At 62.5% G+C, this 25,805-nt stretch carries 24 protein-coding genes; 23 read left to right on the top strand and 1 reads right to left on the bottom strand.

The window, feature by feature from the left end; translation table 11 throughout:
* The first annotated feature begins 6 nt into the window (after window positions 1–6).
* From IPF85_RS00620 to IPF85_RS00510, 23 genes are all read left to right on the top strand, one after another.
* The gene (locus IPF85_RS00620) at window positions 7–933 is read left to right on the top strand and encodes a diacylglycerol kinase family protein (RefSeq protein ID WP_343406122.1); all 927 of its coding nucleotides are present in this window, start codon (window positions 7–9) and stop codon (window positions 931–933) included.
* On the top strand, window positions 917–1,687 hold the full coding sequence (locus IPF85_RS00615; protein WP_343406121.1) for a phosphatase PAP2 family protein: 771 nt from the start codon (window positions 917–919) through the stop codon (window positions 1,685–1,687). The genes IPF85_RS00620 and IPF85_RS00615 overlap by 17 nt, the downstream gene beginning before the upstream one ends.
* Window positions 1,688–1,853: 166 nt before the next feature.
* Window positions 1,854–2,180 (top strand): YtxH domain-containing protein, encoded by a 327-nt coding sequence (locus IPF85_RS00610; protein WP_343390032.1) that lies wholly within the window; start codon window positions 1,854–1,856, stop codon window positions 2,178–2,180.
* A 113-nt stretch (window positions 2,181–2,293) separates the two neighbouring features.
* Window positions 2,294–3,043, top strand: coding sequence for a hypothetical protein (locus tag IPF85_RS00605; protein ID WP_343406120.1), 750 nt, complete (start codon window positions 2,294–2,296; stop codon window positions 3,041–3,043).
* Window positions 3,044–3,798: 755 nt separating this feature from the next.
* Window positions 3,799–4,653, top strand: a complete 855-nt coding sequence (locus tag IPF85_RS00600; RefSeq protein WP_343406119.1) for a hypothetical protein — start codon at window positions 3,799–3,801, stop codon at window positions 4,651–4,653.
* A 102-nt stretch (window positions 4,654–4,755) separates the two neighbouring features.
* Window positions 4,756–4,914 carry a lmo0937 family membrane protein gene (locus IPF85_RS00595; protein WP_343390029.1) on the top strand — a complete coding sequence of 53 codons (159 nt, stop codon included), beginning with the start codon at window positions 4,756–4,758 and terminating at the stop codon, window positions 4,912–4,914.
* Window positions 4,915–5,342: 428 nt separating this feature from the next.
* The gene (locus tag IPF85_RS00590) at window positions 5,343–6,653 is read left to right on the top strand and encodes an ice-binding family protein (protein WP_343406118.1); all 1,311 of its coding nucleotides are present in this window, start codon (window positions 5,343–5,345) and stop codon (window positions 6,651–6,653) included.
* Between the two features lie 30 nt (window positions 6,654–6,683).
* Window positions 6,684–7,244, top strand: coding sequence for a hypothetical protein (locus IPF85_RS00585; protein ID WP_343406117.1), 561 nt, complete (start codon window positions 6,684–6,686; stop codon window positions 7,242–7,244).
* Between the two features lie 13 nt (window positions 7,245–7,257).
* Window positions 7,258–10,221: a C25 family cysteine peptidase gene (locus tag IPF85_RS00580; protein ID WP_343406116.1), complete on the top strand. Its 2,964-nt coding sequence runs from the start codon at window positions 7,258–7,260 to the stop codon at window positions 10,219–10,221.
* A 284-nt stretch (window positions 10,222–10,505) separates the two neighbouring features.
* Window positions 10,506–10,772, top strand: a complete 267-nt coding sequence (locus IPF85_RS00575; protein ID WP_343406115.1) for a GlsB/YeaQ/YmgE family stress response membrane protein — start codon at window positions 10,506–10,508, stop codon at window positions 10,770–10,772.
* Window positions 10,773–10,887: 115 nt separating this feature from the next.
* Complete coding sequence (locus IPF85_RS00570; RefSeq protein WP_343406114.1) at window positions 10,888–11,421, top strand: PRC-barrel domain-containing protein; 534 nt, start codon at window positions 10,888–10,890, stop codon at window positions 11,419–11,421.
* 27 nt (window positions 11,422–11,448) lie between these two features.
* Complete coding sequence (locus IPF85_RS00565; protein ID WP_343406113.1) at window positions 11,449–12,174, top strand: response regulator transcription factor; 726 nt, start codon at window positions 11,449–11,451, stop codon at window positions 12,172–12,174.
* Window positions 12,175–12,384: 210 nt separating this feature from the next.
* Entirely contained in the window at window positions 12,385–12,852 is a 468-nt protein-coding gene (locus tag IPF85_RS00560) for a YggT family protein (protein WP_343406112.1), read from the top strand.
* A 47-nt stretch (window positions 12,853–12,899) separates the two neighbouring features.
* Entirely contained in the window at window positions 12,900–13,205 is a 306-nt protein-coding gene (locus IPF85_RS00555; protein WP_343406111.1) for a YtxH domain-containing protein, read from the top strand.
* Window positions 13,206–13,358: 153 nt separating this feature from the next.
* The gene (locus IPF85_RS00550) at window positions 13,359–13,928 is read left to right on the top strand and encodes a YtxH domain-containing protein (protein WP_343406110.1); all 570 of its coding nucleotides are present in this window, start codon (window positions 13,359–13,361) and stop codon (window positions 13,926–13,928) included.
* A 148-nt stretch (window positions 13,929–14,076) separates the two neighbouring features.
* Window positions 14,077–15,285 carry a glycosyltransferase gene (locus IPF85_RS00545; protein WP_343406109.1) on the top strand — a complete coding sequence of 403 codons (1,209 nt, stop codon included), beginning with the start codon at window positions 14,077–14,079 and terminating at the stop codon, window positions 15,283–15,285.
* A 261-nt stretch (window positions 15,286–15,546) separates the two neighbouring features.
* A complete protein-coding gene (locus IPF85_RS00540; protein ID WP_343406108.1) occupies window positions 15,547–15,867 on the top strand; it encodes a GYD domain-containing protein in 321 nt (106 codons plus the stop codon).
* A gap of 103 nt (window positions 15,868–15,970) precedes the next feature.
* Window positions 15,971–16,912 carry a cysteine synthase family protein gene (locus IPF85_RS00535; RefSeq protein ID WP_343406107.1) on the top strand — a complete coding sequence of 314 codons (942 nt, stop codon included), beginning with the start codon at window positions 15,971–15,973 and terminating at the stop codon, window positions 16,910–16,912.
* A 92-nt stretch (window positions 16,913–17,004) separates the two neighbouring features.
* Window positions 17,005–17,718, top strand: a complete 714-nt coding sequence (locus IPF85_RS00530) for a hypothetical protein (RefSeq protein WP_343406106.1) — start codon at window positions 17,005–17,007, stop codon at window positions 17,716–17,718.
* A gap of 989 nt (window positions 17,719–18,707) precedes the next feature.
* The gene (locus tag IPF85_RS00525) at window positions 18,708–19,565 is read left to right on the top strand and encodes a DUF1566 domain-containing protein (protein WP_343406105.1); all 858 of its coding nucleotides are present in this window, start codon (window positions 18,708–18,710) and stop codon (window positions 19,563–19,565) included.
* Window positions 19,566–19,662: 97 nt separating this feature from the next.
* A complete protein-coding gene (locus IPF85_RS00520) occupies window positions 19,663–20,511 on the top strand; it encodes a DUF1566 domain-containing protein (RefSeq protein ID WP_343406104.1) in 849 nt (282 codons plus the stop codon).
* A gap of 55 nt (window positions 20,512–20,566) precedes the next feature.
* A complete protein-coding gene (locus IPF85_RS00515) occupies window positions 20,567–22,348 on the top strand; it encodes a dockerin type I domain-containing protein (RefSeq protein WP_343406103.1) in 1,782 nt (593 codons plus the stop codon).
* 249 nt (window positions 22,349–22,597) lie between these two features.
* Window positions 22,598–22,801 carry a hypothetical protein gene (locus tag IPF85_RS00510; RefSeq protein ID WP_343406102.1) on the top strand — a complete coding sequence of 68 codons (204 nt, stop codon included), beginning with the start codon at window positions 22,598–22,600 and terminating at the stop codon, window positions 22,799–22,801.
* Window positions 22,802–22,956: 155 nt separating this feature from the next.
* Here the strand turns inward: IPF85_RS00510 and IPF85_RS00505 are convergent, their stop codons facing one another.
* A complete protein-coding gene (locus tag IPF85_RS00505) occupies window positions 22,957–25,722 on the bottom strand; it encodes a cation-translocating P-type ATPase (protein ID WP_343406101.1) in 2,766 nt (921 codons plus the stop codon).
* Window positions 25,723–25,805 lie beyond the last annotated feature (83 nt).

Below are 25,805 nucleotides of genomic sequence, written 5' to 3'. Positions count from 1 at the left end.
AGGGTCATGCTGATCTTCAATCCCAGTGCGGGGGCAACCCGAGGATCGCCTATCGAGCTCGTGGATGTAATCCACGAGATGCAGACCTGGAAGCTCGTGCCGGATACCTTCCTGGTCGAAGCCGGCTGCGACCTGCCAGGAGCGATTCAGGATGCCCTCGGTCGGGGGATCCGCCTCTTCGTGGTCTGCGGCGGTGATGGCACCATTTCCGCCGCGGCCAGAACCCTGGCCGGTACACGCGGCGCCCTGGGGATCATCCCCAGCGGCACGCAAAACAACACAGCCCTCAGCCTGGGCATCCCGACCGATCTACCGGCCGCCATCGCCATCCTGCGCACGGGCCGCCGCATCAAAGTGGACGTTGGCATGGCCGCGTGCGGCAACATGAACACGCCTTTCCTGGAAGTTTGTTCGGTGGGGCTGGTTTCGACGCTCTTCCCCTCGGCCGACGATGTCCAACACGGCAATCTGGCGCGGGCCCGCGATTTCCTGACCACACTGGTCAGTTCCCCGCCAGCCGAGATACGCCTGGTGCTGGACAACAAGCAAGAAGTCCGCAATCTGGGCCACGTGGTCCTGGTCTCCAACATGCCTTTTATCGGCCTCCATTATCAGGTTGGCTCTGCAGCCTCGTTCAATGACGGCTTGTTGGATGTGCTCTTCTTTGCCGACCTATCCAAGCTGGACCTGCTGAGCTATGCTTTCCAGGGGGTGGGCGCCGGTAAGCCGGAAGACCCACGCATCGAGCACTACCACGTGCGCCGGGTGGATATTGACACCCAGCCTGCCATGCCGATCATGGCGGATGGGAACGCGCTAGGAGAAGGGCGGGTGCGGATCGAAGTGCGGCGACGCGTTCTGGCTGTGATGGTCGGCCAGCCGGCGCCCGGCCCCAGCGAGAGTGAGGCACAGACGCATGCAGCCGCTGGATGACATGCGCTTACCTGGAGATCAGAACCCTGGCGCCTGGCGGCGTCTGACCCTTTGGGTGGGTCTCAATCGCCCGCTTGCCTGGCTGGTCGCCCTCACGGCCGGCCTGTTGCTGTTCCTGGCATGGCTACCTCCCTACGTGCGGATGTTTTTTTGGCACCGCCTGCAGGCCCAGCCCATCCTGGCAAGTATGACCGTGGGCTTTAGCTTGCTGACACTCTCGCTGCTGTGGTCCACCGGCCAGCGTATGGACGCCTGGACTTTCCTGTTCTTCAATGTGCGTGGGCGCCACCCGCCCTGGCTCGATACGTTGATGTGGAGCTTCACCCAGATCGGCAACGGCATGGTCGCCACGGCGCTTGCCTTGGTCCTGTACTTTGCCGGGGATCGTCTGCTGGCTTACGAGCTTATCTTGGGCACGTTGACGTTGTGGTTGGTGGTCGAACTGGTGAAACTGCTGGTGCGCCGGAGACGACCTTTCATCCGGCTGTCCCAGGCGCGTATTGTCGGCCAGCGGGCCGGTGGCCGTTCCTTTCCGAGCGGGCATACCAGCCAGGCCTTTTTCATAGCGACGCTCGTGGCCGGGTACCTCCACGCGGGCGTTTGGGCGGTGTGCCTGCTCTACGCGAGCGCGTTGCTGGTGGGCATCACGCGCATGTACGTGGGGGCGCACTACCCACGGGACGTGCTGGCGGGAGCCATCCTGGGCAGCGCCTGGGGTCTGCTGGGGGGGATCATCGGTGGGTATGCCTTGTGAGGCAGGAGATACAACGAACATCATACAACAAAAGGCATAGGGCCGCTCAAAAGAACGGCCTTTTTGCTACAAAAAACCTGGCGTTTGCGCTGATGACAAGACGGCGCGCTAGTGCTATGCTATGTATGGAAGAGATGATGACGAATGATCACACAGGAGAAGCACAATGGAAAACCATAACCAAAATGTCGAACATGAGAACAACGTCCAGGAGCCGGTGGGCTTTTGGAGCGGTATGCTGGCTGGATCACTGATCGGTGGCCTGGCGGGCGCGACGGCCATGCTGTTGCTGGCGCCGCAATCGGGGAAGAGGACACGGGCTAAGCTGCAGAAGCAAAGCAATGAGCTGCGCGAGCAGGCGGCCGATACCGTGGAGGACGCGGTGGACCAGGCCCGCGGCGCCGCCCGCCAGATCACGCACGACGTGCGCAAGCAGGCTGTAGAACTGGAGCAGCGCGGTCAGGCGATACTCGCCGGGGAAAAGGCGCGTTAGCACAGTCTGAAGCCGGACTATCAGGGGATCGGTGAGCCGACGGCTCACCGATCCATCAACATGGATTAGGAGTAGAGAAAATGAAGCGTAGTTTGATTTTGTGTGTCATGGTCTTGGTCGCGCTGGTTGGATTCAGCGCGGACAACAACACAGCCGCCGCCACGGAGGTGAGCATCACCCTCGCACCGGATGCAACGGTACGCATTCCCATCCGATTGTGGTGTCTTGACTTCGACAAACCCTTCCCCGCCGCCATTGATGGCACGATCACTCGCCCATCGGACGCCGCGCTGCTGGCGCTGCAAGCCGCGCTCGCACGTGGGGCGACCGAATCGGATTCCTATCAGACTCAATTAGCCATCTGGCGAGCCACTGATGGGGCTTTCCACGATGTCGCCGGCGCCGGCCACGTCTTGGCTGAACAGATCTATAGCGACTCGCTCAAGCTCAGCGTTTCGCCAGTGCCTACCAACACCCTGGAACTAGCGGTCTCCCAGGGCAGCCTCAAGGTCACGATCGAAAACCTCAAGGCGGTCAGCGATGCTGCTCACCCAGAACTGTTGCCCTACAGTGGGACAGCCGACCTCGTGGTTCAGAATACGTCGAGCCAGAACGTCACCTTTATCCCCTTGGACGGCATGGTCTTCAAGCCGGCCAGCGGCACGAACGAGCAGACCACGATCGCGCATCTGGATTCAACGAAGGCGCCCCTCGACTTGCCGCCCACGGGCGTGAACATCCTGCAGAATGTTTGGGGACAATCTCTGGCGCTGCTTTTGCTGGCGTTGGGAGCCTCGGTACTTGGCTTCGGCATGTGGACACGCTCAGCCGGAAAAGATAGCACTGAAGTCGCGCTCAAATAAGCCAGCCAGAAAACGGCTGTTTGTTTCATGATCATCGAGGAGGTATCAATCGTGCTTAAGCCCATTCGTTTGGCAGCGGTCCTGTTCATGGGGATCGCGCTTCTGACGGCAACGGGCAGTCCCTTGTCTCAGAAGGCCACGGCTTCGCGTCCGTCTGGTACCTCCCCGATACTCGTTGCGGCGGAAAGTTACTCGGTTCTGGGTTACTCGACAGTAACCAATACTGGCCCGACCGCTGTGGTCGGAGACCTGGGTGTCTATCCAGGCTCCGCAGTCACTGGCTTCCCTCCGGGAACCGTTGGCCCTCCCGGCCTGATCCATGCCGCTGATGGGCACGCGGCTGCGGCTCAGATTGATAACAGCGCTGCATTCAGCACCCTCGACCAGCCTTGCGATTTCACCTACTCGAGCGGGCAGAACCTGGCCGGTCTCTCGCCTCTCGCGCCGGGAGTCTACTGCGCTCTCGGCTCCTTCGTACTGATTGGAAATCTAACCCTTACAGGGTCATCTGGCGTCTGGATTTTCAAATCTGATTCAACGCTCACGACAGCGTCCGGTTCATCTGTTATCGGCGGCGACCCGTGTAACGTGTGGTGGAGGGTCGGCAGTTCCGCCACTCTCGGTACGGCCACTGAGTTCAGAGGAAATATCCTCGCGTTCGCGTCCATCACGCTGACGAGCGGCGCAAACTTGAACGGTCGAGCCCTGGCGCAAAATGGCGCCGTGACGTTGGATACCAACAACGCCTACCTGAGTTGCCCCGTCGCCCCGACCGAGACGGCGACATCTACGGGTACGCCCACGGCGACATCTACGGGTACGCCCACGGCGACATCTACGGGTACGCCCACGGCGACTTCTACGGGTACGCCCACGGCGACTTCTACGGGTACGCCCACGGCGACTTCTACGGAGACGCCGACGGCGACCGCGACGGCGACCCGCACGGTCACGGTCACGCCCACAGCGACATCGGCCCAGACGGGCACGCCCACGGCGACATCGGCCCAAACGGGCACGCCCACGGTCACGCCCACAGCGACGGCGACGGCGACCCGCACGCTCACGCCCACGCCCACAGCGACGGCGACCCGTACGCCCACGGTCACGCCCACAGCGACATCGGCCCAGACGGGCACGCCCACGGGCACGCCCACGGGCACGCCCACCGCGACCGCGACGGCGACCCGCACGCCCACGCCCACGACAACTGCGACGGCAACTTCTACGAGCACCCCACCCCGACCAACACGCCGCCGCCGACAGCGGTCGAACTGCTCTACTTCATGGTAACCTGGAATGGACAGACTGTTTTGCTGAATTGGGCGACAGCAGAGGAAATTGACAACTATGGCTTCAACCTGTACCGCGCGCGGGTAGACGACTTCTCGCTGGCCCAATTGATCCACTTCGAGCCGTCGGCCATCCAGGGCGGCACTGGTTCCGGCGCGACCTATCGTTATCTCGACATGCCTCCGGTTCAAGGCACATGGTGGTACTGGCTGGCCGACATTGATACCCAGGGCATCCAGACGGTCTACAATCCATCTGTCGCCATCGCCGTGCAGTTCCAGACCCAGATCTATCTGCCATGGATGGGGAAACGCTAGTTCATTAGTCTGTTCATTCACGGAGACGCAAATCGTTGTAGATAAAATCGTGCGTTGCAAAACCGACCTACAACAGATAGACACTGACAAAGGAGAATTCCCATGCTTACAACCATTATCGTGATTCTGATTGTGCTATGGCTGCTTGGATTTTTCGGGCCAAGCCTCAGCTCCAGCATCCCCCGGACGGGCAACCTCATCCATACGCTGCTCGTCATCGCCGTGATTCTGGTCATCCTGACACTGCTAAAGGTGATCTAGGGAGAAATATCACAAGGTCTGGCGCAGTTGATAGCGTCCCGATCTTGCTGGGCCACCCGAAAACCTGCCACCCGGTCAATTGACCGGGTGGCAGGCTTTCGGCCTTGTTGCGTGGGCGCCGGGCGACCCTCGACCGGCTGGCAGAGCGCTTGTGCGAGCACGAAACGGTGAATGGCAGCGAAGTGACGGCCATGCTGGCGGAAGCTGCTGCTGTACAGACCGCTGACACGAGCCACGACCCTATTCTGCGGCGCAACGGTTCACCAAACAGCATACGACAAAAGCAGTAGGGCCTACCCCAAAGCGTAACACGTTTGCTGTAAAAAACCTGGCGTTTGCGCTGATGACAAGACGGCGCCCTGGTGCTATGCTATGTATGGAAGAAATGATGACGAATAATCGTTCGTTTTACCGAGGAGGTATCAATCATGCTTAAGCCCATTCGTTTGGCAGCGGTCCTGTTCATGGGGATAGCGCTTCTGACGGCAACGGGCAGCCCCTTGTCTCAGATGGCTGGCTTCGCGCCGTCGGGTACCTCTCCGATACTCGTTGAGGCGGAAAGTTACTCAGTTCTGGGTTACTCGACAGTAACCAGTACTGGCCCGACCACTGTGACCGGAGACCTGGGTGTCTATCCAGGCTCCGCAGTCACTGGCTTCCCTCCGGGAATCGTCGGCCCTCCCGGCGTGCTCCACGCCGCTGATGGGCACGCGGCTGCGGCTCAGATTGACAACAGCGCTGCATTCGGCTTTCTCGACCAGCCTTGCGATTTCACCTACCCGGACGGGCAGGACCTAACGCCACTCTCTCCTCTCGTACCGGGTGTCTACTGCGCCATCGGCTCCTTCGCGCTGACTGGAAATCTAACCCTCACGGGGTCATCTGGCGTCTGGATTTTCAAATCTGATTCAACGCTTATTACATCGTCCGGTTCATCTGTTACCGGCGGCGACCCATGTAACGTGTGGTGGAGGGTCGGCAGTTCCGCCACGCTTGGTACGGCCTCTGAGTTCAGAGGAAATATCCTCGCCTTCGCGTCCATCACGCTGACGAGCGGCGCAAACTTGAACGGTCGAGCCCTGGCGCAAAATGGCGCCGTGACGTTGGATACCAACAACGTCTACCTGAGTTGCCCCGTCGCCCCAACCGCAACCGCGACATCTACGGGTACGCCCACGGCGACTTCTACGGATACGCCCACGGCGACCGCGACGGAGACCCGCACGCCCACCGCAACGGCGACCCGCACGCCCACCGCAACGGCGACCCGCACGCCCACCGCAACGGCGACCCGCACGCCCACCGCAACGGCGACCCGCACGCCCACGCCTACGCCAACAGCGACGGCAACTTCTACGAGCACCCCAACCCCGACCAACACACCGCCACCGACGGCGGTGGAACTGCTCTATTTCATGGCAAGCTGGAATGGACAGACTGTTTTGCTGAATTGGGCGACAGCAGAAGAAATTGACAACTATGGCTTCAACCTGTACCGCGCGCCAGTAGACGACTTCTCGCTGGCCCAGTTGATCCACTTCGAGCCGTCGGCCATCCAGGGCGGTACTGGTTCCGGCGCGACCTATCGTTATCTCGACATGCCTCCGGTTCAAGGCACATGGTGGTACTGGCTGGCCGACATTGATACCCAGGGCATCCAGACGGTCTACAATCCATCCGTCGCCATCGCCGTGCAGTTCCAGACCCAGATCTATCTACCATGGATGGGGAAACGTTAGCCAGCCATGTTTCGCCTGAAGGAGGATTCCATGAACCGCCATACGTTTATCTACCTTTTCATTAGCCTGTTCGTTGGCCTGACAACAGTTTCGCTGGTCTTCGGCACCCTGCCGCTCGCCATAGCCGACACCTCGATGGCGCCTGTCGGCCTGACCGAAACCTTTACGCCAACGAACACGCCGATCACGCCGACGAACACGCCAACGCTGGCGCCGACGAACACGCCAACGCTGGCGCCGACGAACACGCCAACTCTGGCGCCGACGAACACGCCAACTCTGGCGCCAACAAACACGCCGACACTGGCGCCAACAAACACGCCGACGCCGACGAACACACCGACGCCGACGAATACGCCGATCACCCCAGCGCCGACGAACACGCCAATCACCCCAGCGCCGACGGGCACGCCCATCACTGCGCCAACGGCCACGCCGACGGTATTCGTTGGTTTGCCGATCACCGGCGCGGCTGCTCCCCAGGGCGGAGCTTCTCCCTGGATCCTGGTGTTGATGGCTTTGGCCGTCGGCAGCCTCGGCGTCGTGGCATTTGGCTTGAACAATCGAGCGCACCGCCCCACGCGGCGATAGGATCGCACCAGGCATGTTCCGCATCCGCCGGTGGGTCGTCACCCTGCTGGTTTTCGTACTGGCGTCTGGAGGGGCGGATGGCTTGGCAAGCGCCTTGCCGCCTTCTCTCCATCCCCCGCACGCCTCCCCCGTGGTGGGCGCCCTGGCGGACGGACTGAGCCTGGAATGGCGCGCGGCGCTGCCTGACCTCAGCCGCCGCGCCGACGGGACCGTGGCCGTCAACATCCCCGGTTATGCCCAAACCGATACGCCCGGCGTGCCGCTGTTGCCGTTGACGTCTGCACTGGTGGCCCTGCCGCCGGGCGCGCACCCCACGTTAGAAATCGGCCGGGTAGAAGCAACCGATCTGCTTCTGCCCGGCCCCTTGGCGCTTGCGCCGCGTCCGGCAGGCGTTCAACGCGATGCGGAAGGCCATGTCATCGGCGGTGCTTTTGCCGCAAGCACAGATACCCCTTGTCTCGCAGCGATAGGATGCCCGGAGAAATTTGATCCGCCTGTGACGCTGACCCTGCTTGGAACGTTGCGCGGCGTGTCTCTCGCCCGGCTCTCGTTCCTTCCGGTGCGCCCCATGGCTAACCAACTGCGCGTCACCACGCACATTCACGTTGTGCTGAGATTCAATGCCGGCGAGACGTCGTGGCCGCACCCTTCCGGCCCCGCGCCGGTGGATCCGCTCCTGACGGTCTTGAAACGCCTGGTGATCAATCCAGAGCAAGTCCAGCCTTCCCCATTACCTTCCGCCCCTGCCCTGACCCCACGGCAAACCGGGTCGCCACGTGCCACCCTTACCGTGGCACAGCCCGGACTCGTCGCCATTTCCTACGCCAGCCTGGCCGCGATCGGTTTTCCCCTCGCCGGCCTTGACCCGCAGTTTCTACACCTCACCCGCGCCGGGACCGAAATCGCGATGCAATGGGACGGCAATGGGAATTCGGCTGCCCCCTCGTTCCAAGCGGGTGAACGCCTGCTGTTCTATGCTGACCCCCGCTTCAGCCGGTGGACGAACACCGATGTGTACTACCTCACCGTCGGCGATCAACCTGGCCTGCGCATGACGAGCCGCCCGGCCAATCCCGCGCCTCAACCCGCCGGAACCGCCTGGCTCACGGGGACGGTCGAAATCAACGCCCTCTATACTCCGACCTGTTATTGCGGGCGCCTGCCGCCGGGGCGCGACGGCGATCGCTGGACCTGGGACGATGTGCGCCAGCCGGATCGCGCACACCCCGCCTATTCCTTCGGCGCGTTCCCCGCCCTGGATGCAACTCAGCCCGCGACCGTCACACTCTGGCTCATTAGTTACACCGACCTCCCCAACCTCGCACCCGATCACCGCGTCGATGTTTCTCTCAACGGGTTCGGCTTGGGCCGCATCGAATGGGATGGTCGGCAAGCCATCACGGCCACTCTTCCTGTGGCGCCGGGCGTGCTGGTCGCGGCCAACAATGTCCTCAGCCTGCATCTGCCCGGGGTGGGCAGCGTCGTCGAAGGAATGTGGCTCGATGGGTTTGCGCTGCGCTACGCACGGGGCAATGTCCCCGCCGGATCATCGGTTCTCTTCACGGGGGATGGCGAGCCGCACACGTACAGCCTGGGCCTGACCTCGACCGTCGGCCTGCGCGGCTACGATGTGACGGTCCCGAACAATCCTATCAGCCTCGTCGGGATCGTCCCTGCTCGCATCACAGTGACCGATCCCGTCAGCGGCGGCGCCCATCGCTACCTGCTGACCTCGGCCGTCGTGATTCAACCGCCCGCAGACATGCGCCTCGCCACAGAATTGCAGCCGCTGAGCGGGGCCGACACCCTGATCCTTTCCCCCTCCCCCTTCATACCGGCATTGACCGATTTGATCGCGCTGCGGCAGAGCCAGGGTTTGCTAGTGGCCGTCGAAAACCTGCAGGCGATTTACGACGCGTTCGACGGCCGCCCCACGCCTCAGGCGATTCACGCCTACCTGCAAAACGCCTACATGACGTGGAATCCGCGGCCGGCGTACGTTTTGCTGGTGGGCGACGGATCGTACGACCCCAAACTTTACCGCACCGATTCAAAAGAGTCGTTCCTGCCGCCTTACCTGGCCGACGTGGATCCGTGGATGGGCGAGACCGCGGCCGACAATCGGTATGCACTGCTCGATGGCGGCGCGCAAGGCGGCGGCGACATTCTGCCTGATCTGCTCGTGGGCCGTCTGCCGGTCAACACGATTGCGGAGACACACATCGTCGTGGACAAGATCGTGCGTTACGAAACCTCTCCATTCCCCGGCGCATGGAACAGCAACGTCGTCTTCGTCGCTGACGACGCGGACGACGCCGGGGACTTTGCCGCCGATGCCGATCGGTTGGCCGCGGCCTTCATTCAAGCGCCATTCACCCCCCGCCCGATTTACTATGCGCCGCCAACCACGACCGTTACCGACACGCGTCAGGCCATCCTCACGCGTTGGAACGCGGGCGCGGGGCTGATCTTGTACAGCGGCCACTCGTCGGTGCGCCAGTGGGCCGCCGAGCGCCTTTTTCACCGCGACGATGTCGCCGCGCTGCACAACGCCAGCCAATTGCCCGTCGTCCTGGAAATGACCTGTTTCACCGGACTGTTTCACGAGCCAAGCGGCACGACGCTGGATGAAACCCTGCTGCGCGCGGCGGCGGGCGGCGCGGTTGCTGTCTGGGGGGCGACCGGTTTGGGCGTCGCCACCGGCCACCAGCCATTAGCACAAGGTTTCCTGGCCTCAACCTTTCAACGCCATGAAGGGACCATCGGCGCGGGAACACTCGCTGGCAAGCTGAATTTGGTGGCGAGCGGGTCCGGCGCGCTTGACCTGGTGGACACCTTCACCCTGCTGGGCGACCCAGCCACGAACCTGAACCTGACTCTCGTCCCCTGGACCCACAACGCCTATTTCCCGGTCATCCAACTCACTCTGGTCCCCCGGATCAACCATGTCTATTTTCCGGTCACTAGATGGCTTTAGCCGTTTCTGCGGCCACAGAGCGACTGAAGTCGCCACTACGAACCAGCGGATCACTTACGCCTAACTGTAATAGGCCGAATATCGTACATCAAAAGTCGCGCGAGCCGCCCTTCGAGGCGACCCTTTTGCTACGAAAAACGTGGCGTTTGCGCTGATGACAGGGCGGCGCCCCTCTGCTATGCTATGACGGAAGGAAGATCGTTCTTCCAGGTTGTTGACGGAGAAAGCCGTCTTTCAGTTGTTGACGGCGATAGCCGTCTTTCGAGGAAAGGAAGGGTAGAACCATGGGTATTCTCGCATGGATCGTCGTTGGGTTGATCGCTGGCTGGTTGGCCAGCAGAGTGATGAAGGGTCGCGGCTCCGGCTTGGTCGGCGATCTGGTCCTGGGTGTCGTGGGCGCCCTATTGGGCGGCCTCCTGGCCTCGACGCTGCTCAAGATGCCGGATGCCGTGAACGGCATCAACGTCACCAGCATTCTCGTGGCCTTCATCGGCGCGATGATCGTGATCGCCATCCTGCGGGCCTTTTCAGGTCGCCGCAGGCTGTTTTAAGGAACGAGAATTTTTAATTGTCTGGTTTAACGGCCCACGGGGTGGCTATGTTCAGACACTTATTTAGTTCTCGTTTCTAAGTTTAACATTCGGATTGAACTGGGGAGGTTGAAACATGGCGCGCTACGAATTCGTGAAGGGTTTGCCTGTCATCACGATGGCAGAGGGCAAACAAGTTGGTAAGGTTGACGACCTGGTCGTTGACGCTGAGCGCAAGGCGGTGAGATGGCTGCGCATTCGCAGCGGTGGGATGGGGATGCTGGGTGGCGAGCGGCTGTGGGTATCGGCCGACGCCGTGCATGGCGTAGGTGATGATGCCATTACGATCAATACAGAAGCCGACGCCCGAACTCCCGCCGACGCGCCCGAAGCCCTCGCTTTGGTCAAAGCCAAGCGCGGGGTCATTGGCAACGAAGTGATGACTGAGAACGGGGAGCGCTTGGGCGAAGTGCGTGATTATGAATTCGACCCGGTGACTTTCGCCTTGACCTCCATCTCTGTCCCGCCAGGCATGAACGTCGTTGGCGAGATTCTGACGATCCCAGGCGATAAGATGCTCTCCATCGGGGAAGATGTGCTCGTTGTCGCCGCCGACTCGGTGAAGCGCTTGCAGGGGGCGGCAGACCTCGTGAACCTGCCGGTCGCCTGAGCGCAGACGGACGTATGCAAGCGCGCCGTGCCAGGGCAGGCGAGTAAAGAAGATGATACGATGGCAAAAAAAACCGTTCAATTGATAGAAGAATCAAGCGTTCGCGTCTTGATTGTTGATGACCATGCCATCGTGCGCAAGGGCATCCGCGCCCTGCTCTCTGAAGCCGGTGGCTTCGAGGTGGTGGCTGAAGCGGACAATGGCCAGGCCGCCGTGCTGCGTGCGCAGGAGAGCCAGCCTGACGTCATCCTGATGGACCTGCTGATGCCTGGCATGGACGGCATCGAGGCGACGCGTCAAATCATCAGCCGTCAGCCACAGACGCGCATCCTCGTGCTGACCAGCTTTGCGGCCGACAACAAGGTTTTCCCCGCGATCAAAGCGGGGGCCTTGGGGTACCTGCTCAAAGACTCCTCTCCCAGCGAACTCATACGGGCCATCCTCCAGGTGCATCACGGCGAGCCATCGCTCCATCCGACCATTGCCCGCAAGTTGTTGCAAGAGATCGCGCGCCCCGCCGAGCTGCAGCCCACGCCCGAAGCGCTCACGGCGCGCGAAGTGATGGTGCTTCAGTTGATTGCCCAGGGGTTGAGCAACCAGGAGATTGCCGATCGAGTCGCAATCAGTGAGTCCACCGTACGTGCCCATGTGAGCCGCATCCTCGCCAAACTGCATCTGGCCAGCCGCACCCAGGCCGCGCTCTATGCGGTGCGGGAAGGGTTGACGGACGCGGGGATGAGGGCCGAGGCGTAGTTGCAGACAAGGTTCTTCGTGGAACCTGTACGCCAAACACCGTACATCAAACGTATCAAGGGCTGCCCTTGGGGGCAATGTTTTTGCTACGAAAAACCTGGCGTTTGCGCTGACGACAGGGTCGCCCCCTTCTGGTATGCTATGAATAGCAGGAAGAGCGATCCGCCAGGTTGTTGGCGGAGATAGCCTTCTCCAATTGGAGGGTACACGATGATAATCGAACGACGTGACGAGCAGGCCGCCGATGTTAGGCCCCTGAATGTAAGCACGAGCGGTTCTGCCCGCACAACGGCGCAGCAGACGGAGACCTTTACCAGCGACCCGTACGCCGTGCGGCGGGAGGGGACACTCCGAGTCCAGAATGGCATTTATCTGCTGTTCGGAATTCTGGAGGGGCTGCTCGCTATCCGCTTCGTCTTGCCTCTACTGGGCGCCAACCCGGCCGCAGGCTTTGCGCAGTTCATCTACAGCGTCACGAAACCGTTCCTCGCCCCGTTCGTGGGATTGTTTGGAACGACGCGCTTTGGGAGCAGCGTGTTCGAGGTGAATCCACTGGTGGCGATCCTCGTCTATGCACTGATCGCGTGGGTGCTCGTTAAAGCGATAGGGCTGGTGATAGGCGACACGCGGCGTGGCGTGCGCACGACATCAAGCCAAATTGACACGCGTGTCAGATAGATCTGTTTGATAAGGTAGTTCACGATTTCACCCATCTGGAGGGATGTATGTCAACCAACACACAGAAAGTTAAGGATGCCGTTAAGGACGTGAAGCACGATGTCAAGGATGCCGCTCACGATGTGAAGGACAAGATCAAGGATGTCGCTCACGATGTGAAGGACAAGATCAAGGATGTCGCACACGACGTGAAGGACAAGGTCGAAGATGTCGCTCACGACGTCAAGGATGCGGCTCACGACGCGAAGAACAAGGTCAAGGATGCCGCTCACGACGTGAAGAACGACGTCAAGGATGCGGCTCACGACGCGAAGAACGACGCCAAGGATGCGGCTAACGACGCGAAGAGCTGAGGGGCGGCCCTGGGCTGTCCATCTACCATGAAAGATCGTTCTGTAGGCGGCAGAGTCACTGACTCTGCCGCTTATAGAACCAGTACAGATGATGCCTTTGTCAGGCAGATCTGTCTGATTGCAGCTCGCCATTTCACCCATCTGGAGGGATGTATGTTTACCCACATTAAGAATGCCGCTCACGACGTGAAGGACAAAGTCGAGGATGTTGTTCATGACGTGAAGGACAAGGTCGAGGACGTTGTTCAGGACGTGAAGGACAAGGTCGAGGATGTTGTTCAGGACGTGAAGGACAAGGTCCAGGGTGTCACTCATGACGCCAAGCACGACGCCACGGACGCCAAGCACGACGCCACGGATGCCATGCACGACGTGAAAGACAAGGTCGAGGATGCCGCTCACGACGCCAAGACCAACGTCACGGATGCCGCTCACGACATGAAGGACAAGGCCACGGATGCCGCTCAGGACGTGAAGGACAAGGTCGAGGGCGCCAAGCACGACGTCAAGGATGCCGCACACGACGTGAAGAACGACGTCAAGGATGCCGCTCAGGACATGAAGGACAAGGTCGAGGGCGCCAAGCACGACGTCAAGGATGCCGCACACGACGTGAAGAACGACGTCAAGGATGCCGCTCAGGACGTGAGAAACGACGTCAGGGATGGCGCTCGCAACGTGAGAAACGACGTCAAGGATGCCGTTCACAACGCGAAACACTGAAGGGCGGCCACGAGATAGCTGTTCTTCTACGATGAAAGACCATTCTACAAGTCTACAAGCGGCAGAGCCAGTGGCTCTGCCGCTTGTAGAGCCGGACCAGATGATGCCTGTCGCTCACGGGTGATGGGTAGATAGGGAGTCACGGACGGTGGACGACGCGAAGCGTATCCTTGTCTTGATGGCTGAGGCGGGTTCCGGTCACCGCAGCGCAGCCGAGGCGATTGCAGCAGCCTTACGGGAACTGTACGGCGCACAATGCCTGGTGGAAATCGTCAATCCGTTGGACGATGCCCGCACGCCGGGCTTCTTGCGCGACAGCCAGACGGCCTATGACCAGATCGTGCAGCGCATGCCGGAGCTGTACAAGCTCGGCTATGACCTCAGCGACGCGCCCTTGCCCACGGCCGTCATCGAGAGCGGGCTGACAGTCGCCTTGTTTGACGTCATGCGCGATCTGGTCCGCAGCCGCCGGCCGGATGCCATTGTGACCGTCTACCCGGATTATCTCGCGCCGCTGGGCGCGGTGTTCACCCTGGCCGGGCAGCACGTGCCCCTCATCACGGTGGTCACGGACCTGGTGACGGTACACCGCATGTGGTTCAACGACAGCAGTGATCTCTGTCTGGTGGCAACGCAGGACGCGTATGATCTGGCCGTCGGGTCCGGTCTTGCGGCGGACAAGGTCAAGATCACCGGTATCCCAGTCAATCCCAAGTTGTCAAGCGACGCACGCACGCCGGCAGCCATCCGCGTGGCCCTGGGCTGGCGTCCTGACTTGACGACCATCCTGGCCGTTGGCGGCACGCGCGTCTTGCACCTGGTCGAGACGCTCCACACCCTGGATCAAGCCGGATTGCCACTGCAAACGGTGGTTGTCAGCGGTGGCGACGACGGGGTGTATCGGCAGTTGTGCGACACAGATTGGCATACCCCGACCCATGTTTATGACTTGACGGAGGATATGCCCAGCCTGCTGCGGGCGGCCGATGGCATCATCTGTAAGGCCGGTGGGCTGATCGTCTCCGAGGCGCTGGCGTGCGGGCTGCCGATCTTATTGATCAGCGTGATCGAAGGCCAAGAGACCGGCAATGCCGAGTATATCATCGCGGGCGGCGCCAGCGAATTGGCCGGCAGTCCAGCGGAAGCCCTGGAGATCATGCGCCGCTGGCTCGACAACGACGGCGAGCTGCTGGCTGAGCGCGCCCGCCACGCGCGCCGGCTGGGGCGTCCCCGTGCGGCGTACGATGTGGCCGAGCAGGTGTGGGCGGCTGCTGTGCGCGGTCCTTACCCCTCTCCCGACGGCAAAAACCTGCCCAGGCTGACCAGCCTGCTCAACCTCTTCCACCTCCCTCACTGAGCCGGCGGCCCCCCTGCCCCCCAACCCTGGGGGAGCCGAATGCTTTTCCCCCCAGGATTGGGGGGCAGGGGGGCACTCCGGGCGCTATCGAGACCATTCTCACTGCCTGGCTGAGCAGTTACCACTTACAAATTATTGTAGCGAAACTGCCCCAAAAGTAGATTAGTTTATGTCTATCGTCACGCAGGGGATGGGGATAAAATGGTTGTGCTTTCTCTTGCGAGAAGCATATTCTGACTTCGTTCTAATAACAGGAGGCACATGTCAAAGTATCTGTTCCAAGTTAACTATGTCGGTGAAGGTGTGAAGGGGCTGCTAAAAGAAGGTGGCTCGAGTCGTCACGCCGCAACTGAGAAGATGGTTCAATCAATGGGCGGCCAAATTGAGGCCTACTACTTCTCCTTCGGCGAACACGATTGTTATGTGATCGCTGACTTGCCAGACAACGCCACCGCCGCGGCCGTGGCCTTGACGGTTTGCGCCAGCGGCGCCGTTGTTACAAAGACGGTCGTGCTGATGACACCCGAAGAAGTGGATATTGCCGCAAAGAAATCCCCCAACTACCGAGCGCCAGGCCAGTAACGGGTATCCATCTTCAACCACTGAATGATGAAGTTGCCGCCGGCCTGCTCCGTGAGGCCGGCGGCGATGTAACGCGCCACGGATAATCCAGAAAGGACCGATTATGATCACCGCCACGCACAGTATACTGGACGCGATTGGCAACACGCCGCTCGTCGAACTGCGGAAAGTCGTTCCGCCCGGCCTGGCGCGCATTGTGGCCAAGCTGGAATGGGCGAATCCGACCGGGAGTATGAAGGATCGAATGGCCAAAGCGGTTATCGAGCGCGCCGAAGCCGACGGGCGCTTGCGGCCGGGCGGCACGGTGGTGGAATACACCGCGGGCACCACAGGCATCTCGCTGGCGCTTGTGTGCGCGGCGAAAGGTTACGCCCTGGAGATCGTGTTTTCCGACGCATTCAGTCTGGAGAAGCGGCGGACGATGCAGGCGTTTGGTGCGCATATCACCGATGTGTTGAGCGACAACAAGAATATCAACGAAAAGCTAATCAAAACCTTGATGAGCACCGCCGAGGAGATCAGTTTGCGGCCCGGCCATTGGTATTGCGACCAACTCAACAATCATGATGGCATCGAAGGCTATCTGCCGCTGGGCGACGAACTCTGGCAGCAGACCGGCGGGCAGATTGATGCCTTCGTGCATGCGGTCAGCACGGCGCATTCGATTCATGGCGTCACGAAATCCCTGCGCAAGCACAACGACCGCATCCTGACCGTCGCCGTCGAACCTGCGGAGTCCGCGGTGCTGTCCGGGAGGCCATCAGGCTCCCACAAGATCGAGGGCATCGGCATTGGCTTCCTGCCGCCGCTATGGCAACCTGAACTCGTCAATGCGATTGAGACGGTGACCAGTGAGGAGGCCAAGGCGATGGCGCGGCGATTGGCGCGCGAGGAGGGAATCTTCGCGGGCGCATCATCCGGCGCGAACGTGGTCGCGGCGATCCGCATCGCCAGGCAACTAGGCCCAGGCGCGATGGTCGCGACCATCATCGTTGACTCGGGGCTGCGGTACTTGAGCACCGACGTGTATGCCGAAGCGAGATGAGATTCATGGTTCGTATTCAGCTAAGGAGGTGCTTCATGCATCACAAACTCAGTGTGTTTCTTTTAGTCCTCGTCCTGTCGATCGCGGCTGTCTTGCCTGCCGCAGCCGCGCCCTGCGCGTTTGGCGCGGCCTACGATCCGGCCTGCGACGTGGATCAGGACGGCGACATTGACGTCTTCGACATCCAGCTCACTGCCGGCCACTGGAATCAAACCGGCACGTGGACGGGCGGCGGCGACGGCTGGCTGCTCACCGGCAACGCCGGCACCAACCCGACGACCAACTTCATCGGCACTACCGACGGCCAGCCGCTGGTCATGCAGCCGGTAGGCGGCAACGTCGGCATCGGCACCCGCGCGCCCGGGGCCAGGTTCAACGTTGTCGGCACCAGTTGGTTCCAGGGCGACAGCACCCCGCTGCCCGCGGCTGCGGGCAAGGGAATTGCTATCGGGTTTACCGGCGAGCAGGGGTACATCTATGGCTTTGACTACGCCACGTGGACGCACAAAAATCTGTGCACACGCAACGTGCCGCCGCCCCGGCGCTCCCGGGCCCCAACCGGCTCCACGCGGGCTATTCGACCGGGACTTCAGGAGCAGTACCAATTGTGGGGCCGCAGCCCCCCCGGCCCTCGCCGCCCCCGCCGGCCCGGGGCCGGGACCGGGACGACCGCCGAGCACGGCAGGCCGCCGTGGTCCACGGCACGACCTGGGTGGCTGGCACGCTATACAAGAACGCCGCCCCGCCCCCCCCCGGCCCACGCTGCCCCCTGTTTGAGGCGTGAACAAGGACTTCGTACCAACTGACGGCCTGGCGCTGGCCCACCTGCACTCCCAGAGATGCGCCAACCAGTTCGTGATTGCCGGCGGCGGGCTGAAAGCGGCAGATCCCGCTCCGCCGACCCTACGCCGGCCAACATCGTGGCGGACAGGCGTCAACGAGCAGGGCAAGTACATCTACCCGGCGGGGCGCGGACAATCCCCGGGGTACCGGCACCCCCCCCGTCCCTGAATAGAACTGAACGGGTACCAGAACGAAAACTGAGACATTCGAGCATCTCAGCACCAGCCCACTGAGAGGTCGGGTCGAGCCACGGCGTGCGGCAAGCGGAAGGCGTGGCGTGAGGGCGGTGTGCGGAAACAGGCGCAAGCGCCAAACAGGTTCGTGTTCAATGATAGGAGGAACTCTTATGCGTGGCAGACTGATGACGATTTTAATGGTGGTGGTGATATCCATAGCGGGTGCAGGCGTGCTGTATGCGGCTGGGAATGAGCCGTTGAATTCTCCTGCCGTGGGCCCACACGCGAGCAGGCCAACCGGCAGTTGCCGCTGATGGGCGCCCTGCTGCCTGTCACAGGCGGTAACTCCCCTGTGGTTGATCGACGGTGACGTGGACATTTTCGACATTCAACTTGCAGCCGGCCATTGGGGACAAACGGGTGCCTATTCAGCCGGCGCGGCGGCGCCCTGTTTCGACAACGCAAATCGCAGTGGACTGGGGAAGAGTGGTAAAAGCGTTTGACAGACCCCCCCCCCCCCCCCCCCGCCGCCCCGCCCCCCCCCCCCCCCCCCCCCCCCCCCCCCCGCCCCCCGGCCGGCCCCGGAGGGCCCCGGCCCTTTTTTCCCGGCGCTCCCCCCGCCCCCCGGCGCGGGTTGGTGGTTTCCCCCCTTCGGCCTTACAATTGCCGCGTCCAGTCAGCTACGGACAGACGGGGGGGAGGCCAGTGAAGGGGATTGTGGGAACTATTCCACGATAGGGGGAACCCTCATGCGTAACAGATGGATGACAATTTTTATGATGATAGTCGTGCTGGCCGTGGCGGGCGTGGGCCTGCTGAATGCGGCCGGGAACGGGCCGGTGGATCCGCCGAACCCGCCGGGAACGACGAGTTCGTACACGCTCAACGACATTTGGACCCGGCTGAACGCCGGCGCGGCCGGGGCACAGAGCACTTTCACCGAGCCGGCCAGCGGGCCGACCTCAGGGACGATGCACACGCTGAACGAGATCATGGCGGCTGCGCCGGCGTTGGACGTCGCCAACGGCGCGACGGCTGCCACCGTGGCCAACGGCAAGACCTTCTGGGGTTTGACCAGCGGGCAGTGGGGCCTGCGAACCGGCACGGCCAGCTTCGGTAACACGTATCAGGCGGGAGTTCCCAAGACTGGGCAAACCACATCCTTCGCCGCCGGCGACGATGGCGCCCTGCAGAAAGGCGTGGCCTGGCCGAGCCCGCGCTTTACCGATCATAGCAACGGCACGGTGACGGATAACCTGACCGGCCTGATCTGGGTGAAGAATGCAAACTGCTTTTCGACACAAACCTGGGCAAATGCCTTAACCGCTGCCAACACGCTGGCCAGCGGGTCCTGCGGTCTCACTGACGGTTCCGCCGCCGGCGCGTGGCGGCTGCCTAACGTGCGCGAGATGCAGAGCCTCGTTGACTACGAACGGTTCTCCCCTGCGCTGCCAAGCGGCTACCCCTTCAGCAACGTCCAGTCGAACATCTACTGGACGAGCACCACCATCACCGCCGGGCCGACGTTGGCCTGGTGTGTGGGCCTGCAAGTCGGCTTCGTTTACGGCATCTTCGCCGCCGCCTGCACCAAGACGGACGCCAACTACGTGTGGCCGGTGCGTGGCGGACCATGAGGCTTCGGCGCGGCAGGTCGGCGGCAGCTGATGGCTGATGACGATGGAACGGCGAAGCGACCAACAAGGTTCGTGTTCCGCGATAGGAGGAATTCTCATGCGCAGCAGACTGATGGCGATTTTGATGGTGGTGGTCGTGCTGGCCGTGGCGGGCGTGGGCCTGCTGAATGCGGCCGGGAACGGGCCGGTGGATCCGCCGAACCCGCCGGGAACGACGAGCTCGTACACGTTGGAGCAGATCTACCAGCGGCTGACGACGGGCAACTACTTTGCGCAGCAGAGCGGGTTCACGGAGCCGGCGAGCGGGCCGGGGACGGGGACGATGCACACGCTGGACCAGATCATGGCGCAGGCGCAGCCACGGGCGCTGGCGAAGCGCGTGGCCAAGACGGGACAGACGACGTGCTACGACAGCGCTGGCACCGTGATCTCGTGTGCCGGCACGGGCCAGGACGGGCAATACCAGGCGGGGATCGATCCTGTGGTTGCGCCGACGTGCTGTGCATTCACGAATGCGTATAACACACCGGCGTGGACGGGGGTGCGGTTTACGGACAATGGCGATGGGACGGTGACGGACAACCTGACGGCGTTGATTTGGCTGAAGAACGCTAATTGCTATGGGACTAGAAATTGGGCGACGGCCCTGAGCGACGCCAACACGCTGGCCAGCGGTTCCTGCGGCCTCAGCGACGGTTCCGTCGCCGGCAACTGGCGGCTGCCGAATGTGAATGAGCTGCACAGTTTGATCGATCTGACACAGTTCAATCCTGCCTTGCCCGCAGGCCACCCCTTCACCGGCGTCCAGTCCTACTTCTACTGGACGAGTACCACCCGCGACGTCAACCCGTCGTCCGCCTGGCTCGTGATCCTGAACAATGGCTGGGTGGGCAGCGACGGCAAGTCGGGCACCTACTACGTGTGGCCAGTGCGTGGCGGACAATGAGGCTTCGACTGAGAATAGTAGGACCGTATTCATCTCTAACGAATGAGGTTATGCCATGAACGACAAAAAACGACTATCTATCTTTCTGTCCGCTTACCTGGTGCTGCTGGTGTTGCTGGCGACCGCGGTGGGAAACGTCGCAGCCCAAGGCCCAGGTGAAAAAGGTCCTGCAGCCGGGATGCCCTCTCAAATCGTTGGCCCCCTGGTGGGACCGACGGTGAATGGAACCCTGGACGGCAGCGACCCCACCTTCACCCGTCCCGATTTGAGTGCGGCTGTCACGGTCAACTGTGCTTCGACATGGACTCCGAACCCGTTCGGTGGCGGCTTCTACTACGAAGCCCACGCCTTCCACGTCACCAACAACAGTCCCATCCAGATCGAAGTCAACGCCGCGGGCACGACCATCGGCGACACCTTCCTGAGCGTATCGTGCCAGCCTTTCAATGCGGCGGCCCCCACCGTCAACGGCGTGATCACCGACGACGACGATGGCGCGGGCTACCTGAGCGCCATTACCCTGGCCGATAACGTGACGCTGACGCCAGGCAAAACCTATTGGGCGGTCATCACGACCTACGGCGTCGGCGATACGGGCGCCTACCAGCTCGACTTCAGCGACAACGTGGTATTGGGCGTCCCGCCCAAAAAATGGGCCTGGAGCACCAACGCCGGCTGGATCAACTTTGCGCCGACCGCCCCGAACGGCGCGTTCACCGACGGCGTCGCGGTCTATCCCGACCACCTGGAGGGCTACGCCTGGGCCGAGAACGCCGGCTGGATCCGCCTGGGCACGCACACGAGCGGCGGGGCATGGACCTACGCCAACAGCTCGGCCGCCGACTACGGCGTGAACCGTAACCCGACCGGCGGCGCGCTCTCCGGCTACGCCTGGAGCAGCACCTCGGGCTGGATCAAGTTCGACCCGACCTGGCTGACCCTGGGCATCGCGAACACGGAAGGCGCGTCCGTGGCGCGGGCGAACAACGCCGAGGCAACGGCCCAAGTCACCGGCAGCCCCACCCGCCTGGGTCCGCCCAGCCCGGTCCAGCGCAGCGCCCAGGAGCTGCGCGCTCTGCGCGAGGCGCCCTCCGGCAACGTGGTGCGGGACGGCAGCTTCGAGTTGGGCACGCCCAACCCCTTCTGGACTGAGGCGTCAACCAACTTCGGCACCCCGCTGTGCGGCCCTGGCTGCAGCAGCAATTCGCACACCGGCCTCTGGTTTGTGTGGTTCGGCGGGGCTGGACCCTACGAAGCCGGCAGCGTGTCACAGAGTGTGATCATCCCCTACGGTCAGCCGGCTACCTTGAGCTTCTGGGTGAGCAACGTTTACTGCTCCGGCTATGACTACGACTACCTCAAGGTCAACCTGGACGGCGCCCCGCTGTGGGTGACGACGGCTGCCGACCCGAGTTGCGGCGCCGGCTACCGCCAGGTCACGGTGGACGTCAGCGCCTATGCCGACGACGCCGCGCACCTGCTGGAGTTCAAGTCGGAGGTCTTCGGCGGTATCACGATCTTCTTCCTGGACGACGTGGCGCTCGATGCCAACTACGGGGTCACGGTGGATGGTGCGGGCAACTTCAGGGGCCACGCCTGGAGCGAGAACCTCGGCTGGATCAAGTTCAGCGGAACCGCTGGCGACAACACGCCTTATCAGGTCCAGGTGCGCTGCGTGATTGACGTCAACGCCAGCGGCGGTGTGGACATCATCGACGTGCAACTGGTGACCAGCGCCTTTGGCCTGAATGTGCCGGCCTACGATTTCAACAAGGACGGAGCGGTAAACGTGTCGGATATTCAGTTTGTGGCGAATCGCTGGTTGGTCGGCTGCTAGGCCGTACGTCGCCCGGCGGTTGAAACCGCGGCAACCGTTGCGAAGCCTGCCTGCGCAGGCTGGAACTGGTCGCCCGGCGCGTACACTAAATGGCGTACAACAAACGTGAAGGAGCCGGCTTGACAGGCCGCTTGTTTGTCACACAGACCACCATCGTTTGTGCTGACGACGGGGGCGTGCCGTTCGGCTATACTTTCACTCGTGACAACGCGACCCATGGGGTCAATGATCGTACAAGGAGTTCAGACAATGGTAGACGAGATTAAGACCGAAGAACTGGCTGCTCACATCAAGGAGATCACCCCACCGGCGGCCGCGGCCCTCGGCGTGGCCGCGGCCCAGCCGGCTCGCGCTGGGACCGGGTCCGAGCGCAAGCGGCTGTCGAAGGGGGAGCGCAAACATCTGCGGCGGCAAAAGCAGGCCGGTGAGATCAAAGTGACTCCCCGCCGCTAACAATTTCGTGTGATACGTAGACAAACCCTAACCCGGAGCCAAATGCTTCAATGCAAAGGCGCCAAGGTGCGAAGACGCTAAGAAAACGCTTTGCGGCTTGGCGTCTTTGCGTTAGAATTTCTTGCTCGCTGTACCAGAATTTCACTGATAAGATGCTATCGCGCGCGGTGCCGCCTGTGGGCCACGGCCTTCCAGATCTCCACGATGAGCAACGTGAGCAGGGCCAGGCCGAAGCTGAGGGCCAGCTCAATCGGCAGCAGCGGCTGTGTGCGGAAGATCCGGTTGGCTACGGGCAGATAGATCACGGCCAATTGCAGGGCAACGGTCAGGATCACGGCCAGCACCATGCCCCGGTTGGTGAACGGGCCAATGCTCCAGATCGGGTGCTCCTCGGAGCGCGTCGCCACCGCGACCGCCAACTGCGACAGCACCAGGGTTGTGAATAGCACCGTCTGCCAGCGCGGGTCGCCCGCGTGCCAGAGGCCCCAGGCCGCGCCGATCGCCAGCACGCTCATGATGGCGCCGATGCCGATGATGAACTGCACCATGCCGCGACCGAATATGCTCTCGCTGGCGGTGTAGGGCGGCCGTCGCATAACGTCCTTCTCCGGCGGCTCGACGCCCAGGGCCAGCGCCGGCAGGCCATCGGTGACCAAGTTCATCCACAGGATCTGCAGCGGCAGCAGCGGCAGCGGCATGCCCAGGATGGGGCCGATCAGCATGACCGCGATCTCGCTGGCGTTGCAGGTCAGCAGGTATTTGATGAAGCGCCGGATGTTGTCGTAGATGACCCGGCCCTCCGCCACCGCGGCCACGATCGTGGCGAAGTTGTCATCCAGCAGCACCATGTCGGCCGCGCCCTTGGCCACGTCGGTGCCGGTGATGCCCATCGCCACACCGATGTCGGCCTTCTTCAGCGCCGGCGCATCGTTGACGCCGTCGCCGGTCATCGAGACGATGTTTCCCTGCCGCTGGAACGCATCAATGAGCTTCAGCTTGTGCTCCGGCGAGACGCGGGCGAAGACTGAGACGTCACGCGTCGCCTCGGCCAGCTCTTCCACCGACAGGCGGTCCAGCTCCTGGCCGGTCAGGAAGCGGTCGTTGTCGCTGATGCTGACCTGCTGCGCGATGTGGCGCGCGGTCAGCGGGTGATCGCCGGTGATCATCACCGGCCGGATGCCCGCGCTGCGACATTCCAGCACCGCGGCCCGCACCTCCGGCCGCGGCGGGTCAATCATCCCAAACATCCCCACCAGGATCAAATCGTGCTCCAACGCCTTGTCGGTCGTCTCGTCCGGCGGGCGATCCAGGATGCGCAGGCCCACGCCCAACACGCGCATGCCCTTGGCCGCCATCTGATCGTGCGCAGCCATGGTGCGCGTCCGCCAGGCATCATCCAGCGGGTGCAGCTCGCCCTCCACCCACACCTGGCCGCAGATGTTCAACATGCCGTCAATGGCGCCCTTGGTGAAGGCGACGAACGGCGGCATCACGGTCTGGTTGACGCGGCGCTCCCAGATGGGCGCAAGGCTGGCGGGCAGTTCAGCGATGGACTGCGGGGTGCGATGCACCGTGGTCATGCGCTTGCGCACCGAGTCGAACGGCACCTCGGCCACGCGCGGGAACGCGGCTTCGAGGTCATCCTTTCTGATACCGGCGTAGGCCGCGGCCACCACCAGCGCGCCTTCTGTGGGATCGCCGACCGCGTGATAGCGGCCGGGCTGCTTCTCGTCGGACGACAGCACGGCGTCGTTGTCCAGCGCGCCCGCGATCAGCAGCAGGTCCAGGGTTGGCTGCGCGCCGGGCGTGGGGATGCTGCCCGTCGGCACCAGCTCGAACTCCGTTTCGCCCTGCGCCTGCGTCAGTTCGAAGGCATGGTTGGCGATGTCAAGCGCGGTGACCGTCATGCGGTTCAGCGTCAACGTGCCGGTCTTGTCCGAGCAGATCACCGTGACCGAGCCGAGCGTTTCCACGGCCGGCAGCTTGCGGATCAGCGCCTGGCGCTTGAGCATGCGCTGGGCGCCGAGCGAGAGCGCAATCGTGACCACCGCAGTCAGCGCCTCGGGCACGGCCGCCACCGCCAGGCTGACCGCGGTGAGCAGCAGCTCTTTGATGTCGCTCTGGCCCCGCAACAGCCCCAGGATGAAGATCACGACGACCAGGATCAACGCGGCGCCGGCCAGCCACTTGCCCAGCTTATCCAGGCGCTGCTGCAGCGGCGTTTGCTCCTGCACCACATCCTGGATCAGGGTCGCGATGTGGCCCAGTTCGGTCCCCATGCCGGTCTCGGTCACCACGAACTCGCCGCGACCGTAGTTGACGATCGTGCCGCTGTAGAGCATGTTGCGCCGGTCGCCCAGGGCCTTGTCGGTCTCGAAGACCAGGGTCGGGTCCTTTTCCACCGGCTCGGACTCGCCGGTCAGCGCGGCCTCCTCGACGCGCAGGTTGACGCTCTGGAGGACGCGACCGTCGGCGGGCACGATGTTGCCGGTTTCAAGAATCACCACATCGCCGGGCACCAGCTCGCGGGCCGAGATGTCCTGGGTCTGGCCGTCGCGGCGCACGCGCACTTTGGGTACGGCCATGCGCTTGAGGGCCTCCATGGATTGCTCGGCCTTGACCTCCTGGGTGTAGCCCAGGACGGCGTTGAGCACGACGATGACCAGGATCACGATGGCCTCGATCCAGTCGCCCAGCACGGCCGAGACCAGCGCGGCGATGAAGAGGAGGATCGTCAGCACGCCGGTGATCTGTTCGACGATGATCTCCCAGCTCGTGCGGCCGCCGCGCGCGACCAACTCGTTCGCGCCGACCGTGGCCAGGCGCGTCTGTGCCTCCGCGCCCGTCAGACCTGGCGCCGGATCGCTGCCGAGCTGCTTGAGTGCATCCGCGGCCGCTAGTTTGTACCAATGCGTTTTCATAGCTTCTCCTGGGTCAAGGGATTGACTTCATGATGATGCAGTTGTCAAACTGACAAACAGTTGTCCATTTGACAAACTCTCCT

Source organism: Candidatus Amarolinea dominans, assembly GCF_016704685.1.
GTDB lineage: Bacteria > Chloroflexota > Anaerolineae > SSC4 > Amarolineaceae > Amarolinea > Amarolinea dominans.
Note: the sequence above shows the minus strand (reverse complement) of the source record. Positions and strands in the feature narration are given on the sequence as shown.